Source organism: Chitinophaga sp. 22308 (assembly GCF_052045305.1).
In the GTDB taxonomy this organism is placed as follows: Bacteria; Bacteroidota; Bacteroidia; order Chitinophagales; family Chitinophagaceae; genus Chitinophaga; species Chitinophaga varians_A.
In genome coordinates, this window is sequence record NZ_JBQEOP010000001.1 from 329,906 (window position 1) to 345,335 (window position 15,430).

General features: G+C 48.0%; 10 protein-coding genes. 2 read left to right on the forward strand and 8 right to left on the reverse strand.

From position 1 onward, the window contains the following. Window positions 1-51 precede the first annotated feature (51 nt). The 3 genes from ACTJJS_RS01360 to ACTJJS_RS01370 all read right to left on the reverse strand — a co-directional run bounded on the left by ACTJJS_RS01360 (window position 52) and on the right by ACTJJS_RS01370 (window position 4,169). Window positions 52-438, reverse strand: coding sequence for an SdpI family protein (locus tag ACTJJS_RS01360; RefSeq protein ID WP_440662120.1), 387 nt, complete (start codon window positions 436-438; stop codon window positions 52-54). 95 nt (window positions 439-533) lie between these two features. Next, the gene (locus ACTJJS_RS01365) at window positions 534-1,457 is read right to left on the reverse strand and encodes a hypothetical protein (protein ID WP_440662121.1); all 924 of its coding nucleotides are present in this window, start codon (window positions 1,455-1,457) and stop codon (window positions 534-536) included. 6 nt (window positions 1,458-1,463) lie between these two features. After that, entirely contained in the window at window positions 1,464-4,169 is a 2,706-nt protein-coding gene (locus ACTJJS_RS01370; protein WP_440662122.1) for a hypothetical protein, read from the reverse strand. A 131-nt stretch (window positions 4,170-4,300) separates the two neighbouring features. Between ACTJJS_RS01370 and ACTJJS_RS01375 the strand changes: the two genes are divergently transcribed. Next, a complete protein-coding gene (locus ACTJJS_RS01375) occupies window positions 4,301-4,894 on the forward strand; it encodes a TrmH family RNA methyltransferase (RefSeq protein WP_168869659.1) in 594 nt (197 codons plus the stop codon). Between the two features lie 283 nt (window positions 4,895-5,177). Here ACTJJS_RS01375 and ACTJJS_RS01380 read toward each other — a convergent pair whose 3' ends face one another. From ACTJJS_RS01380 to ACTJJS_RS01400, 5 genes are all read right to left on the reverse strand, one after another. Further along, window positions 5,178-5,864 (reverse strand): hypothetical protein, encoded by a 687-nt coding sequence (locus tag ACTJJS_RS01380; protein ID WP_440662123.1) that lies wholly within the window; start codon window positions 5,862-5,864, stop codon window positions 5,178-5,180. Between the two features lie 5 nt (window positions 5,865-5,869). Next, window positions 5,870-9,139 (reverse strand): type VI secretion system Vgr family protein, encoded by a 3,270-nt coding sequence (locus ACTJJS_RS01385; RefSeq protein WP_440662124.1) that lies wholly within the window; start codon window positions 9,137-9,139, stop codon window positions 5,870-5,872. 127 nt (window positions 9,140-9,266) lie between these two features. After that, window positions 9,267-10,715, reverse strand: coding sequence for a hypothetical protein (locus tag ACTJJS_RS01390; protein ID WP_168869655.1), 1,449 nt, complete (start codon window positions 10,713-10,715; stop codon window positions 9,267-9,269). A 139-nt stretch (window positions 10,716-10,854) separates the two neighbouring features. Then, on the reverse strand, window positions 10,855-13,230 hold the full coding sequence (locus ACTJJS_RS01395) for a ribonucleoside-diphosphate reductase subunit alpha (RefSeq protein WP_440662125.1): 2,376 nt from the start codon (window positions 13,228-13,230) through the stop codon (window positions 10,855-10,857). 133 nt (window positions 13,231-13,363) lie between these two features. Continuing rightward, window positions 13,364-14,338, reverse strand: coding sequence for a ribonucleoside-diphosphate reductase small subunit (locus tag ACTJJS_RS01400; RefSeq protein WP_168869653.1), 975 nt, complete (start codon window positions 14,336-14,338; stop codon window positions 13,364-13,366). 449 nt (window positions 14,339-14,787) lie between these two features. On the opposite strand from ACTJJS_RS01400, the gene ACTJJS_RS01405 reads away from it, so the two are divergent. Continuing rightward, window positions 14,788-15,429, forward strand: a complete 642-nt coding sequence (locus tag ACTJJS_RS01405) for an ABC transporter ATP-binding protein (protein WP_168869652.1) — start codon at window positions 14,788-14,790, stop codon at window positions 15,427-15,429. Window position 15,430: the final 1 nt, after the last annotated feature.

Sequence of the window (15,430 nt, forward strand, 5' to 3'; positions counted from 1 at the left end):
TAGCAGCCCCCATCGACATAAAGTCAATGGGGGCTTTTTTATTGGTGACCGCTATAAATTGTCATTGATTTCTCCCGGGGATTCGGGTTCTATTTGCTGGAGCCGCCATTCTGTATAACCTACCATGTACATGGCGCCTGTTACTACCGCCCCTACGGTGATGTACCAGAACCAGTCCGTCTGGCTGTCGAAGAAGAGGGCGCAGGCGATGCCGGTAGGAATCAGTATGATACCGATGCGTCTGGAAATATAAGCGGCATGCTGATTAGCGGCCTGCCACATTTCAGGGCTGCGGGTGGCAAGGGCACTACGGTAGCCGTACCAGGATCTGCTGCTTTTAGGTGGGTAACGCCGGATAAAATACCCCATGAAGACGAAGATTATCCCAGCGAAAATAGCTGCATTGCAGTAGGTGGAATGCACAAATTTCATGAACATGGGAGAGGGGTTTGGTTACTATAAGTTACGAAAAAATACAGTTGGGGTAAAAAGAAAAAAGCTCCTGCGCGTGTCAGGAGCTTTTTTTCGGATAATTAATGTTTCAGTTGTTGTTTGATTGATTGTAGTTCTGTGCTCAATTGCCCTATGGCAGCCTGTTGGGATTGAATCGTTTTTTGCTGTTCAATCAGGTGCAGGGTTAGCTCTTCTACTTTCTGTAACAGCTTTTTGTTCATCTCTCCTACGTCCAGCCCGTCAGCTTCCACTTCTTTGGCGGATGGAATGTCCGGCAGGTGCTGGTGCCGGGTGATGTATTGTTCTATTGTCTGCAAGGAAGGTAGTGTATAACCAGGACTGAATACGTAATCGGGCCAGTCACTGATGGTTACTTTCACCCTTTTGGCTTTGATACCGCCGCCTACAGTTAGCTTTTCGGTGGCAGTTGCATCGATGCCGACATTACCGCCGTTTGTAGCCAGCAGGATAGCTCCGCCAGCCCTTTCATTAGCCAGTGTGATATGAGGGTTGCCTGCGGCGCCATAGCCAAACCAGCCGCTACGCAGGCCCGGATTTTGGCTGCTGGCATAAAAGGCCATATAGGCATGGTCCAGCGAGCCGGCATTCAGAAAAAGAGATCCGCCGCCTTTGGTAATAGAGACTTCTCTGTCTGTACGTACGCGGCCGTCTACATCCTCCATGATTATTTTGCGCCAGGTTTCCCAGTTGGCGCCTATCGCGCCCTGCCGGTAGTAAAGACCGCCGTTGTTGAAGTTCAACTGATGCGACTTATCGCCGGAGGCATCGCCCCAGGGGGCAAAGGTCATCATACCGGAGAAAGCACCGGAACCGGGCACGTTCACTGTCGATCTGTCTTTAAAATCGAAGCGTACAGTCCTTGCGAACTGGATAGGCACTTCATTGTCATTTCTGGTATCCTGAACCGCTATGCTGGAAGCCACCTGGGCTTTGCTTTCCAGCATCAGTAACAGGATGGGACAAAACAGGATGAGTTTTTTCATGATATATTATTGTTTGGTAGAATCAGCTGCCGGTTTTTTCTTGCCAAATAAGCCGTTGAGCGTGTTTTTCACGGATTCTCCGGCTTGTTTGCCTACGTTTTCCAGCGGTTTGCCACCTGTGTGCGCAGAATCTTTTTTACCGCTCAATTGATTTTTAAGTTCGTCTTTTAACGCATTGACAGCATTGTTTTTAATCTGGTTCACAGAATCACGCACCACGTTTTTCACAGTATCTATTTTATTTTTCACCAGTTCAGCGGCCTGGTTTTTCAGGTTGTTGGCACTTTCTTTCAGATCTGTTTTCAGGGATGGTTTCATGATGTTGCCGGCCATGAGCACCTGCAGGTGAACGCTGTCGCCCAGGTTAACGGGGATGCCTTTGTTCTGTGCCTGTGACACGAGGTTGTTCACCAGGCTGTTGCCGGCAGCGCCCATGAGGCTGCGGGGCAGCGCCAGTTGCAGGGTGTAGTCGAGCGACTGGTCGAAGCCGTGTGAACCGGCGATGTTCATGGTAACGCCGTTGACCGCCACTTTGAACGGATTCACTTTTACGCGGCCATTTTCAAAGGCGAAATAGTTTTTGATATCTCTCAGGGAGATGTCTTTCAGCTGGGAGATATTGAGTGTGCTGGCCAGCTGGTCCACTGGTGCAAATTGTTTCAGGAAACCTTGTATCAGCAGCAGGTTACCATCGCCGGTGAGGGTATTGAGCACAGGGCTCATGTCTTTGCCGAGTTTGCCGTGCATTTTCAGCTGTGACGTGATTTTACCGGAGAGGAATTTGCCGATGGGCATCAGTTTCTGTACTGTATTGAAAGTGTTGAAAGTCTGTTGCACGTCGAGGTTCTGCACATCGTAGGCGATGTTAACGTCGGGGTTGGCCTTGCTGTTTTTGGTGCTGTAGCTGCCGTTGATTTCCATGGTGCCTTGCAGCGCGTTGGCTTTCAGCTGTTGCATGGTGAGGGTTTCATCTTTCAGCAGCAGGGTGCCTGTGACGTTGTTCAGTTCTGCTTTATCATACAGCACTTTGCCCACAGCGGTTTGCAGGCTGATGTTCAGATTGGCAGGCACAGCGAACGGCATCATGGCAGCGGAATCCACTTTAGCAGGGGCTTTGTCGGTGCCGGCTGTAGTAGTGGCCGTGGTGCCCATGAATTTATTCACATTCACCTGATCGGCTTTAAAGTTAAGTTTACCGTCGAGAGGAGCGTTTTTAAACGTATAGGCGAGCAGGTTATTTACTTCACCGTTGGCATCGAAGTTGGTGCCCAGGTATTGACCGCTCAGTTCTTTCACGGTCACGTTTTTGGGATTGAACTGGAGAAAGAGATTTTTTACGTTGACGCCATCTGGGTAATCCGGGCTTTTATACAACATATTGCTGAGTTGCAGTGTGCCGGCGGCATAGAAGCGGTCGTATTGCTGTTTTTCGATGGCGCTCATATTGCCTTTGGCGGAGATGTCGGCATCGAGGAGGCCGTTCAGGCTGGTGCCGGCACCCAGTTTCACGAACTGCGTAATTTTAGACAGGTCTATTTTACCTTTGGCGGCGCCGTCCAGGTACATATCGGACACCGGTGTTTTCACCAGCAGGCGCAGGTCCAGTGGTGTGTTGTCCATTTCGAGGTGGGCAGTCGGCATGTCCACTACGGTATGATCAGGCACACCATCGGGATTGCTGACTTTCATCGCGATCTGGATGTTTTTCACCGGTTTGGGCAGATCAGGATATTGGAAGAAACCGTTTTTTACGTTGAGGTCCAGTCCGAAGGCCGGCATCTGTGTGGAGGAGTAGTTACCTTTTACATAACCTCCGAAGGCAGCGTTGCCGCTGGTTTTGATCTTATCGAAATCAGCTTTGTAGATGGCCGGAACGAGGGAGAGCAGGTCTTTGAAGTCGGTGGAAGGAGCCTTAAAGCTCAGGTCCATGCCGTAGGTGGAATCGTTGACCAGTTTAAAGAAACCCTGCAAGGCCACTTCCAGGTTGTTGAGCGCTGCTTTGCCTTCTTTCAGTGTATACGTGCTCGTAGTATTATCTATCTGGATATCAGCGTCCAGTTTGGTTTTTACACTGGAGAGATAAGGGATAGGGCCATAGCGGAAAGTGATGCCGTCCGCTTTGGTGCTGGTAGAGAGGGTGAACTTATCCTGGGTGAAGTCTCCTTTGCCCTGATGGGTAAATCCATCGATGATCAGTTGCATATTGCCTTGCTGGTCGTCATAGTTGATCAGCGCATCTTCAATTTTATATTGCTGGAGGCTCAGGGCGAAAGTGGTTTTGCTGGTATCTGCCGGCTTGGCCTGGGTAGTATCCGGCTTGGTGATGTTCCAGTTGGCCGCGCCGTTTTTATGTACCACAGCGTATATGCGTGGGTTGATCAGCGCCACGTTATAGATATCCATTTTGCCGCCTTTGATGACACTCATCAGATCGAGGGCTACATCTATTTGTTTTACTGCCAGCAGGGTGTCTCCGTCAAACTCGCCGGTACCGGTCACCTGGAGCTCGTCCAGTCCTACCGCTAGCCGTGGAAAATGCCGGAAAAGGCTGATATCCACGTCTTTAAAGTCTACTTTAGCTGTCAGGTGTTTATTGAGTTCTGTTTTCACTTTGGCCATGATCTTGTCCTTAAAGAAATAAGGAATGGCGATGGCTGCCAAAATGAGTACTACCAGTGTAACCGCTACAATCTTCAGGATTTTTTTGAGCATAGGTTATCTTTTGATTTTTATGAATGTGAAGGTAGTTTTTTCCGGGAAAGGATCAAAGTCTGCCGAGAGGTAACCTGGCAGCTTCCTGTCATTTTTACTATTTTTGCGGTATTCGCGAAAATATCAGACGTATGACACCAGAAAGGAAGGAGCGGTTATTGACCACCCTGAACAGGCGGCAGGCCAATTTAACGGTTGTATTGGAAGATGTGCAGGACCCGCATAACGTTTCTGCCGTATTACGTACCTGCGATGCCGTAGGCATACAGGATGTATATGTTATTAGTACCATGGCCCCGCGCCAGAAGAAATGGGGGCACAGAAGCAGCAGCAGTGCCGCTATGTGGCTGACCATCCATCAGTTTGATAATGTAGAGGAATGTATGGCCGCGCTGCGCGCCAAATATGACAGGATATATACCACGCATCTGGCAACAGATGCTATCAGTCTGTATGATATCGACTTCACCGGTTCCGTGGCACTGGTATTCGGCAATGAACAAATGGGTGTCAGTGAAAAGATAAGGTCCCTGTCGGATGGAAATTTCATCATTCCGCAAATGGGCATTATCAAATCGCTGAACATATCCGTGGCCTGTGCGGTCAGCATCTATGAAGCCATGCGCCAGAAAACGCTGGCCGGTCATTATGATAAGCCGGGATTGCCTCCTGAACAATATAACGCTCTCGCGGAACAGTGGGGGTATAAAGAGGAAGGGGAATAAACCCCTCCTTTTTTGTTGGGGGAATTGAGGTATTTTGTAGATACCTGTAGTGAATGAGTGTGTTGTTAACTGTTTGTATTAAACGTCTATAGTTGAGTGTAGCAGGACCACAGTATTATTGATTTAAAAAGCAGAGGTGAAAGGTTAATTAGATGGGGTAATTATTCTCGGATAATAATATTATAGCCTACAAATAAAAAATCCAGTCGTCTGGATTTTTTATTTGTAGGCTATGAAAAACCGTCGCGGGAAAATCGCTTGCCAGGATAATATATACAATCAACTACCGCATATAAAGCGCCTGTGGGTAGACTTCTTTATACGCACTCAGTTGCTTCGATTTGATCACTTCACCGGTATTTCCATCTATGAAATACAACCTGCCTTTCATTCCTATCTTGTCACCCAGGTCATGTGCTTCCTGCAGGAGATATACCTTCCATAGTTTTTGCAGGGAGGAATCCGTGGCGTAAAACTCAATCTCCAGCTTATCGCGGTTCATACCGGTATGTATATTAATATCTCCTTTGTTGGTTAGAAAAGTCAGTAGTTTGTTGTAGTCGAATTTCCCAAATTTCTTGTCTTCATTGACTTCTCTGGGTTTGGTGCTGGTGCTGTCAAAGTAGTACCAGGTGCCGATTTTAATGAGACTATTTTTTATGCCCAGCAATTTTCCTTTTTCTTTGATATGACCGTTGTTTTTATAATATGATTTATAGATGGAGTAAAAATCCGGTTTAGGTGGAATAATGATCGTTCCTGTTATATCAGGGTATATTTCTGCCCCATCCTTCATAAAATAAGAATACTCGGTGGTGCCTTTTTTATAGTTCGCATAATTGTTATCCCAGCTTTCAAAATCGAATTTTTCAAATGTGGCGTCCATTTTGTCTTTTTTTTGAGCGACTACAGCTGTTTTACAACCAGTAATAGATATGGTGATGATCAGTCCTATAAATAATTGCTTCATGTTTGTCAGATCTTAGAATTTATTATTTTCCATTGCCAGTACCAGGTACTAACTCTGTCAATAGCAGTGTGAGCAGCGCCGGTCACTTTATCTTTCGTCAGATGGGAATAGTCCATCACATTATCCGTTGACATGGCCTTGTATATATACTCCTCTCCGTAGAAGGTATGTGGCAGCCCCAGTCCATGAAGGCATTCATGCCCAATGGTGGTGGCGCTGTGCGTCTTGAACATCAGGCCGTAATCTGTACCAAGGTTGGAATACCCGCCTACGCCCGTTCCTGTTCCATCATCCGCAAGCACTTGCTGATAGGTATTTGCCAGAAAGAAGAGCTTGAAGTGATTCGTGAAAGTACCTGGATAACGCTTCTCCAGCTCCGTCTTCAGGAAACTGTCCAGTGACACGTTTTTGCTGCCGGAACTGGATTTGATATTTGTTCCTTCTACATTGTACTCTGCATTAAAATCGATGGTCTGATGGTTTTTCGTATGGTCCCTTACATCTAAAGATACAAAATCGTTGCGTTTACTATCAGGATTCATCGCTTTCTCAATGAGATTGATGCCAATCAGCGCTTGTTTAAGGTTTCGTTTGATCTCATTGAGAGAAGAAGGGCTACCAGTGCCAGCATTGGTCCGGACCTTCACAATTACGATGTCTTTGACCATCTTCTTTAGAGGTGCAACTATTTTTAAGATCCCGGCGGGAAAGCGGGCGATCTCCTGTTTGCTTTGTGGATCAAGGCTTATTGCCCACACTTTGATTTCTTTATCGTCATTAAAATCCGCTTTACAGGTGATCGTCACGTCAATCTTACTGCTGATCTTCTCTTTGAGAATGGTATGCTTATCGATGCTTACCAGTGGATGTTTTTCATCCATGAGCGTATTGTCCATTTCGAATATCAGCTTGTCTGGCTTTTGTTCTGTTTTGTCTACCTTTTTGATTGTCAAATGCAGTTCCAGATCGGCTTCGCCGGACTCGAGGACAGTATTGGGATTGGCGGGGTCGGTTTTTCTGGGCAACAGCGCTAAAAAGGGAATGTAGTAAGGAATATTGATCGGCTTACCTTGAGCATCTTTATCAAATGAATAGGTGTAGTTACCGTACAGACCTTTTAGCCTTGTTAACCGGTCGTACGCTGTAAATGCCGCGGGCTGTGGGTCTGCATGAAAGTTCGCAGTCCAGGAATTGACATCCGCATTGCGTTTCGTATTGGCATCGGTGACTGGCAGCGTATAGTATTGACCAATGAGCGAGTCATACGACACGTCGCCATCCAGGCGGGTGTCACCGATCCTGAACCAGTCAAAACCGAACTGCCCCTTCCATCGTCGCTGAGGACGGAAATGCACAATGGCTGTAGCAGTAAGAAGATTAGGTGCGACCTCGTATGTTACAGCAGTATTGCTATGTTTGTTAGCCTCCTGTACTTTGATCTCTGCTATCCCTTTTGAGTTAATAGTAGCGCTCTCATTGGAATGGAGAAATATTTTTTTCTGCCCCGCAAGATAAAAGTCCTCTGCCTCTATTTTCATTTCCCCTTCAGGTGTGTTAATCAACGCTTTGCCGGCCTGTAAATGCATGTATTTAGTCACCAGTTGCCGCAACTCCGGCGTGGTGACCAGCATCTTAGCCATTACGTTCATCATGATCTGATTGCCGGCGCTCATATTGAAAGTGTTGCCGACAAGGATGCTAAGTGTATTATTGGCCACCAGGTTCAGGTCACTGGCGTTCAGGTTCATCGTTTGCGGTGCGCGGATATTCACATTACTGCTGGCGGCATTCACAACAATACTGCCGTTGCCGTCCATCAATACTGTATTGCCACTGGCATCCTGCAGTGTGATGCTTTTACCTCCGTCATCATACACTATTTTATTGCCGCTGCGCGTCTGGATGGTTTTGATATCATTATCGGCGTTGCCAAATTCCGTGTTGGCGTCAGCGTGATAAACAGCGCCAATAACATAAGGCCGATGAGCATTTTTGCCTTCGAATCCTATCATCACTTCCTCCCCGTTTTCAGGAATAAAGAAATGTCCTTTATTGTGTCCTCCATGCGGAGCGGCTATTCTGATCCAGGGCGTTTTTTCTGGGCCATTCATCCAGTGGAATTTCACCCTTACTCTGCCCATGCCTCTTGGGTCTGCATTGTCGGTCACAAAAGCACTTTGCACTTCGCAGAGTGGATCTTCGGGAATGACTACCGGTGGTACACGCAACGAGCCTGGAACAGCCGTAAAATGGTTACTGTAATCGCCCTTGGTATCGACAAAGTGTTCAACGGCTATAACGAGATATTCTCCATAGTCTTCAGTGCTGCCGCCATTAAAAACATTATTTCCCGTGATTTCAGTTCTGCTGCCAATGGCTACACCAGGGTGACCACTTTGTCCGGTAAGCATTATCATTTTACTGCTTTCTATGGCGCCATGTAAGGTGGCCATATCATCCTGTTGTTTTTTGCTGTCGGCATACCTGAAGTTCCATTGTTTGGGTTGCGTTCCGAATATGGTTTGTGCGTTTTCCAGCACTTTAGTGCCTAAAGCGTTTAAACCGGCTTTTTGTCCGACTTCTTTCCCGGCGCTGGTATATATAAGACTGTTCTGATAGTCCCACCCGATGTACTGTCTGTCCGTGGGCCGGGCATTCAGATGGATGTTAAAATGACTGAGCGTACTACCATATACAAGTTGGGTTTTGGTATCTCCTGATGGAGGAGCCATCACCAGCCCACTGCCATTCCAGTATAGCCATTCTCCCTGCTGGGCGCAAAGCCGGTGCAGAAATGCCCAAGCGGTTTCTTTATACTGCACGGCATACTCGAATACCTGTTTCGACACCGGCATGAACTTCGGTGCCAGTAGCTGGTGAGGAAAGTGTTTTAATACATCTTCTGCAATGCCTTTGACGGTTTGGTTTTCCCAGCTTTTGCAATGAGGGCCATTGTCCAGAATGATAGTAGGGCTATAACCGGAAATAATGACATTCCCATACTCTCCGTTCACTCGCGAAGTTTCTACATTGGTGATGATACCATTGAATTGTAGTTCACCACTGAGCCCAATACCTGAAATATGCGCTTCGAAGGTGTTACCGATCATATCCTGTGATGAACTGAATATCCCGGAAAGGCCGTCAATGGTCTGTGATGTGCAGGTCAGCGTAAAACGATGATGCTCGAAGATGCTTTGGGTCAGCGTAAAACTGGAATATGTTGATATCGGGGTGCCGTTGATACTAAACACGGCGTCGGTTAATTGCGCCATAGATCGCCTGATGAAGGGTTACTAAACAGTTATCTTCTTGTAAGATACTATTTTTAAATGGTATAGATGGCGCAATGTGTGAGGGAAAAACAGTTTACATGATAAGTTTTTTGTTCATTGTCAACGCCTAAAAATTATACCCCATCCTCACCTTAATCGGATCAGTCCTTGGCACATGCTGATTATACAAAAAATCAAACAGCACCATCATGTTCCCTTTTAGTTTACTGTTGATCTTATACTTTTTGCTGATGCCGATAAGCCCGCTGGGCGTCCATGACTGGCCGATGCCGTCAGGGAGACTGGCAATATCAGGCTGATAGTTCTGTTCATAGCCGCCGTTGAGATAGAAGGTGCCTTTCAGTTTCCAGTCGATGAAAGAACGAATACTGGCGCCCTGACCGCTGAAGTGGATATCATTGAAACCGGTACCCAGCCCGAGCTTGTACGAAGCGCCGATGCCTGCGCTACCGTTTTTATGGAACTTATAGGCTACCTGGCCGGCGAGGTCGCTGGTGGTGGGGAAGAACTTGGTGCTGCGCTGAAACTGGATATTGCTGCCGAATTCCAGCCTTTGCAAAAAGCTTTTGGTCTTCAGCTCTTTGGGTTTGAAATTGGGCATATCGGCGGCGTTGTCAAGGTCGGGGAATTTGCTTTTCAGCTCGTTGATGCGACTGCGGGCTTCGGCCATCTGTTGACCGACAGCGGCGCCGGCATTGGGCCCACCGCCCAGCCGTTGCTGGATAAGCTGCTCCACCTGTGAGCGGGTTTGCAGGCCGGCGAGGTCCTGTGGATTGGCACTTCCTCCCTGGAGGTTGAACAGACCGGCGATCTGGGAGTGTTTCTGCATGAAATCATTAAAAGCGGGTACTTTTTTGATGATCTCCATGGCTTTCTGTTCTGCTTTTCTTTTATCCTTGAAGACTTCTTTATACTCTTTTAACTGCTGGGCGTAATAGTAGGCTTCCTTGTTCATTTTCTGAAGGTCTTTGGTGAAGCCGGTATATTGAGACAGTTGTTCTTTGAGTTGCTGTTTCCGTTCACGGATGAAGGACTTGATAGCTTCGGCCTGTTGCAGTTTGTCTTTGAGTGCGTCCATGGACTTGGTGGCGTTGCCGAGTTTATCGGTGATGCCTTTGCTCTGTTTGAGCAGGTCGTTGGAGCCTTTGAGGAAGGCGAGTGAGTTTTGCAGGCTGTCCAGGTAGGGGCCGCCGGGCTGGGAGAGCATGGATGGTACTTTCACTTTGCCCAGTTTCCCTTTGAGGCGTGCCTGGAGGTTACCGAGCGAGTCGATGCTGCGGGTGAAAATATTTTTAGCTGCCACGCTGTCGATTTTGGCCAGTTTTTTCTGCATGGCCTGTTCTTCTTTGAGGAAGCGTTTGAGTGCTTTGTCGGTGCGTGCGGTCACCTGTTTATTGAGCTTGTCGGCTTTGCTTTTGGCGGTGGAAATGAATTTCTCCGGTACCTGTTGCACTTTGGCGGCCACGCTGTCCTTTTTGGCCAGGATATCTTGTGCCAGTGTTGGTTGCAGGGAGAAACAACAGAACAGGAATATAGCTGTGTGAATAAGTTTCATAAATAGGTACGGGTTACCAAATAGCCAGGTGCTATCGGGCGGTAAGATAGGAATTATCTGGCACATATAAACGAAAAAATCCCCGGCCGCTGAGACCGGGGATGTTGATAATTATACTTATAAACCCTTTTGCAGATTATCAGGCGCTGCAGGTCACGCAACCTTCTTCCATGGTGCATACAGCCCCTTCGGGGATGTCGTCGATGGATACGTCGCCGCCTTTGGCGATAACAGGTTGGATTTGCTGGCCGCCTTGTTTTTCAACGGTAAACTGTACCGCCTGGGTGGCTGCCTGTGTACGCAGATAATACATGCCGGTTTTGAGGCCTTTTTTCCAGGCATAGAAGTGCATGGAAGTCAGCTTGGCGGCTGTAGGAGTATCTACGAACAGGTTGAGCGACTGTGACTGGCAGATGAACGCGCCGCGGTCGGCTGCCATGTCTATCAGGCTGCGTTGTTTGATTTCCCAGACTGTTTTATACAGTTCTTTGATATTAGCGGGGATCTCGTTGATATTCTGGATGGAACCGTTGGCGGAAATGATTTTTGTTTTCATGTCATTGTCCCACAGGCCCAGTTCCACGAGGTCTTTCAGCAGGTGTTTGTTCACTACCACAAATTCACCGCTCAGTACACGACGGGTGTAGATGTTGGAAGTGTACGGCTCGAAGCACTCGTTGTTGCCCAGGATCTGGGAAGTAGAGGCGGTCGGCATCGGTGCCAGCAGGAGGGAGTTGCGGATACCATCTTTAATGATGGATTTTTTCAGCGCATCCCAGTTCCAGCGGGAAGATGGTGTTACGCCCCACATATCGAACTGTAACACGCCTTTGGAGGCCGGTGAGCCCGGGAAGGTTTCGTAGTGACCGTCTTTTTTGGCGAGATCGTTGGAAGCGGTCAGACCGGCGAAGTAGATGGTTTCAAATATTTCGCTGTTCAGTTTTTTAGCTTCATCGCTTTCGAAAGGATAACGCATCAGGATAAACGCATCAGCGAGGCCCTGTACGCCCAGGCCGATCGGGCGGTGGCGCAGGTTGCTGCGTTCTGCCTCTTCTACCGGATAGTAGTTGTGGTCGATGATTTTGTTCAGGTTCAAAGTAGCCTGATAGGTCACTTCAAACAGTTTCTGATGGTCAAAAACGCCTTCGTTCACGAAGCGTGGCAGCGCCAGGGAGGCGAGGTTACATACGGCCACTTCGTTAGCGTCGGTATATTCGATGATCTCTGTGCAGAGGTTGGAGCTTTTGATGGTGCCCAGGTTCTGCTGGTTGGACTTGCGGTTGGCGGAGTCTTTATACAGCAGGTAGGGGGTGCCGGTTTCAATCTGGGCGTCCAGGATAGCGAACCACAGGTCCTGTGCTTTCACGGTTTTGCGGGCGCGGTTTTCGTGTTCGTATTTTTCGTACAGGGCTTCAAATTCTTCGCCCCAGCATTCGTGCAGTCCGGGTGCTTCGTGTGGGCAGAAGAGTGACCAGGTGCCGTTGGCTTCCACGCGTTTCATGAACAGGTCTGGCATCCAGAGGGCATAGAAGAGGTCGCGGGCGCGCATTTCTTCTTTACCGTGGTTTTTACGCAGGTCCAGGAATTCGAAGATATCGGCATGCCATGGTTCCAGGTAGATAGCGAACGCGCCTTTGCGTTTGCCGCCGCCCTGGTCCACATAACGGGCAGTGTCGTTGAATACGCGCAGCATCGGGATGATACCGTTGGAGGTACCGTTGGTGCCGCTGATATAAGAACCGGTCGCCCGGATGTTATGAATGCTGAGACCGATACCACCGGCGCTCTGGGAGATCTTGGCGGTCTGTTTCAGGGTGTCGTAGATACCTTCGATGCTGTCGTCCTGCATGGTGAGCAGGAAGCAGGAAGACATCTGTGGTTTCGGTGTGCCGGCGTTGAAGAGGGTAGGCGTGGCGTGTGTGAACCAGCGCTCGCTCATCAGGTTGTATGTTTTGATCGCGGATTCGATGTCTTCTTTGTGGATACCTACAGACACACGCATGAACATGTGTTGAGGGCGTTCCACCACTCTACCGTCTGTTTTCAGCAGGTAAGAGCGCTCCAGTGTTTTGAAACCGAAGTAGTCGAAGGCGAAATCGCGGTCATAAATGATGTTGGAGTCAAGGATGTCTGCATTTTTCTCGATGATATCCCAAACTTCGTCAGACAGCAGGGCTGCGTTCTTGCCGGTTTTGGGATCAATGTAGTTATACAGTTTGCGCATCGTTTTGGAGAACGATTTTTCTGTATTCTTATGCAGGTTGCTTACAGCTATGCGGGAGGCCAGGAGGGCGTAGTCCGGATGTTTGGTGGTGAGGGACGCCGCTGTTTCAGCAGCCAGGTTGTCCAGCTCTGAAGTAGTTACGCCGTCATATAAACCCTGGATCACTTTCTTGGCCACGTCTATTGCGTCTACATATTCCGTATTAAAACCGTAGCACAGTTTTTCGATACGGGCAGTGATTTTGTCGAACTTCACTGCTTCTTTTCGTCCATCTCTCTTGATTACGAACATGGGTTTGTGAATTTAAGAGGTTAGATAAATGAGTTTGAAATTTTGGGATTTTTTGATTTTGGAATTTTGTTTGTTGGATATTTTAAACATCTCCCGAAATCAAAAAATCATACATCAAAAAATCCCGAAATGATTAAAAGTCTTCTTCCAGGCTGAAGGTCTGCGCTTCTTTGCTGCCGCCCATTACGCCTGACTTCTGATAGTCACCCACACGTTTCTCAAAGAAATTGGTCTTGCCCTGCAATGAAATCATTTCCATGAAGTCAAAAGGATTGGACGCGTTGTATATTTTGGTATAGCCCAGCTCGGACAACCATCTGTCGGCCACAAACTCGATGTACTGGGACATCAGGTCGGAGTTCATGCCAATCAGGGCTACCGGTAAGGCTTCGGTAATGAATTCTTTTTCGTAGCTCACCGCATCGCGGATGATGGTGTGTACCTGTTCTTCGCTGAGTTTATTTTCCAGCATGCTGTATAACAGGCAGGCAAATTCGCAGTGCAGTCCTTCGTCACGGCTGATCAGCTCGTTAGAGAAGGTCAGGCCTGGCATCAGTCCTCTTTTCTTCAGCCAGAAGATAGAACAGAAGCTGCCGCTGAAGAAGATGCCTTCTACCGCTGCAAATGCCACCAGGCGTTCCGCAAAGGTGCCGTTCTCGATCCAGCGCAACGCCCACTCCGCCTTTTTCTTCACCGCAGGTACCGTGTCGATGGCGTGGAACAGCCGGTCTTTTTCTGCCGCGTCTTTGATATAGGTGTCAATCAGCAGGGCATATGTTTCGGAGTGGATATTTTCCATCATGATCTGGAAACCGTAGAAACAACGGGCTTCCGGGATCTGTACTTCACTCATGAAATTTACGGCCAGGTTCTCATTCACGATTCCGTCGCTGGCGGCAAAAAATGCAAGTACGTGGGATATAAAGTGGCGCTCGCCGTCATTCATGCTGGCCCAGTCTTTCATGTCTGCACTCAGGTCTATCTCTTCGGCCGTCCAAAAACTCGCTTCATGTTTCTTATACTGCTCCCATATCCTGGGATATTTGATCGGTAATAAGACAAAACGGTCCTTGTTCTCTTTTAAAAGAATTTCATTCTCGTTACTCATAATAATATTTTTTATATCGGGTCGCGGTTCTCGGTTTTTCCTAGTGGGGTTGGTATACTGAAAAATTCGCATATCTCACATGTACCACCTGCCTGTTTCCAGCATCTATATCCTAAAACTGATTACGTCCGGGATTACAAATGTAAGGAACGACATTAGCGGGGGAGGTTTTAGTTTTCAACAGGTGTGGAAAAACAATGTGAACATTGTTGGAATGTAGTGCCGGCGTATGTTTCACGGTGATGTGGAAAACCCTGGGTATAACATTTTTTCTTCATGAAAAAAGCATGACATTTTATGGGGATATATACATAAAAACACCATGGACCGGCTAAAAGTATGATGATCAGCATAAAAAAAGCCGCTGGCAAATTTTTGTTAAATTGAATACCGGAATATATTATTATAAGGATTAATTTTTCATATTTACGGCAGATCAACTTATGCGTATGTCCGAACCGGTTATAGTCCTTCATGCTGTCAAAAAAAATTACCAGAGTGTACCCATTCTGGATATCCCCCATCTGGAACTGCCGGCCGGCATATACTGGCTACAAGGTGAAAACGGCGCCGGCAAAACCACCTGTATGAAAGTAATGGCCGGCCTCATACCCTTCAAAGGGGAAATCCGGCTTCGCGGGGATGTCAGCAGCAAAGACCACCCGGTGGCCTTTCGCCGGCTGATCAACTACGCAGAGGCGGAACCGTTCTATCCGGCTTTCCTCACCGGCCGCGATCTGCTGGAGCTCTACCTCGGCACCAAAGGGGGCGACCGCCAACTGATCGCTGAAATAGCCGAACGAATGGGTGTGCATATCTTTGTCAATAACCCGGTGAGCACCTATTCCAGCGGCATGCTCAAAAAATTGTCGCTGCTGCTGGCCTTTACGGGCAACCCGGCGGTGATACTGCTCGATGAGCCCCTCATCACTATCGATACCCGCACGCTGGCGATCATGTACGACCTGGTCCGCACCCGCCATGCTGCCGGCGTTACCTTCCTTATCACCTCCCACCAGCCGCTGGACCCGGAAGAGGTCACCATCACAGGCACTCTTCGGATCGCGGAAAAAAATATTACGCTCAATTAAT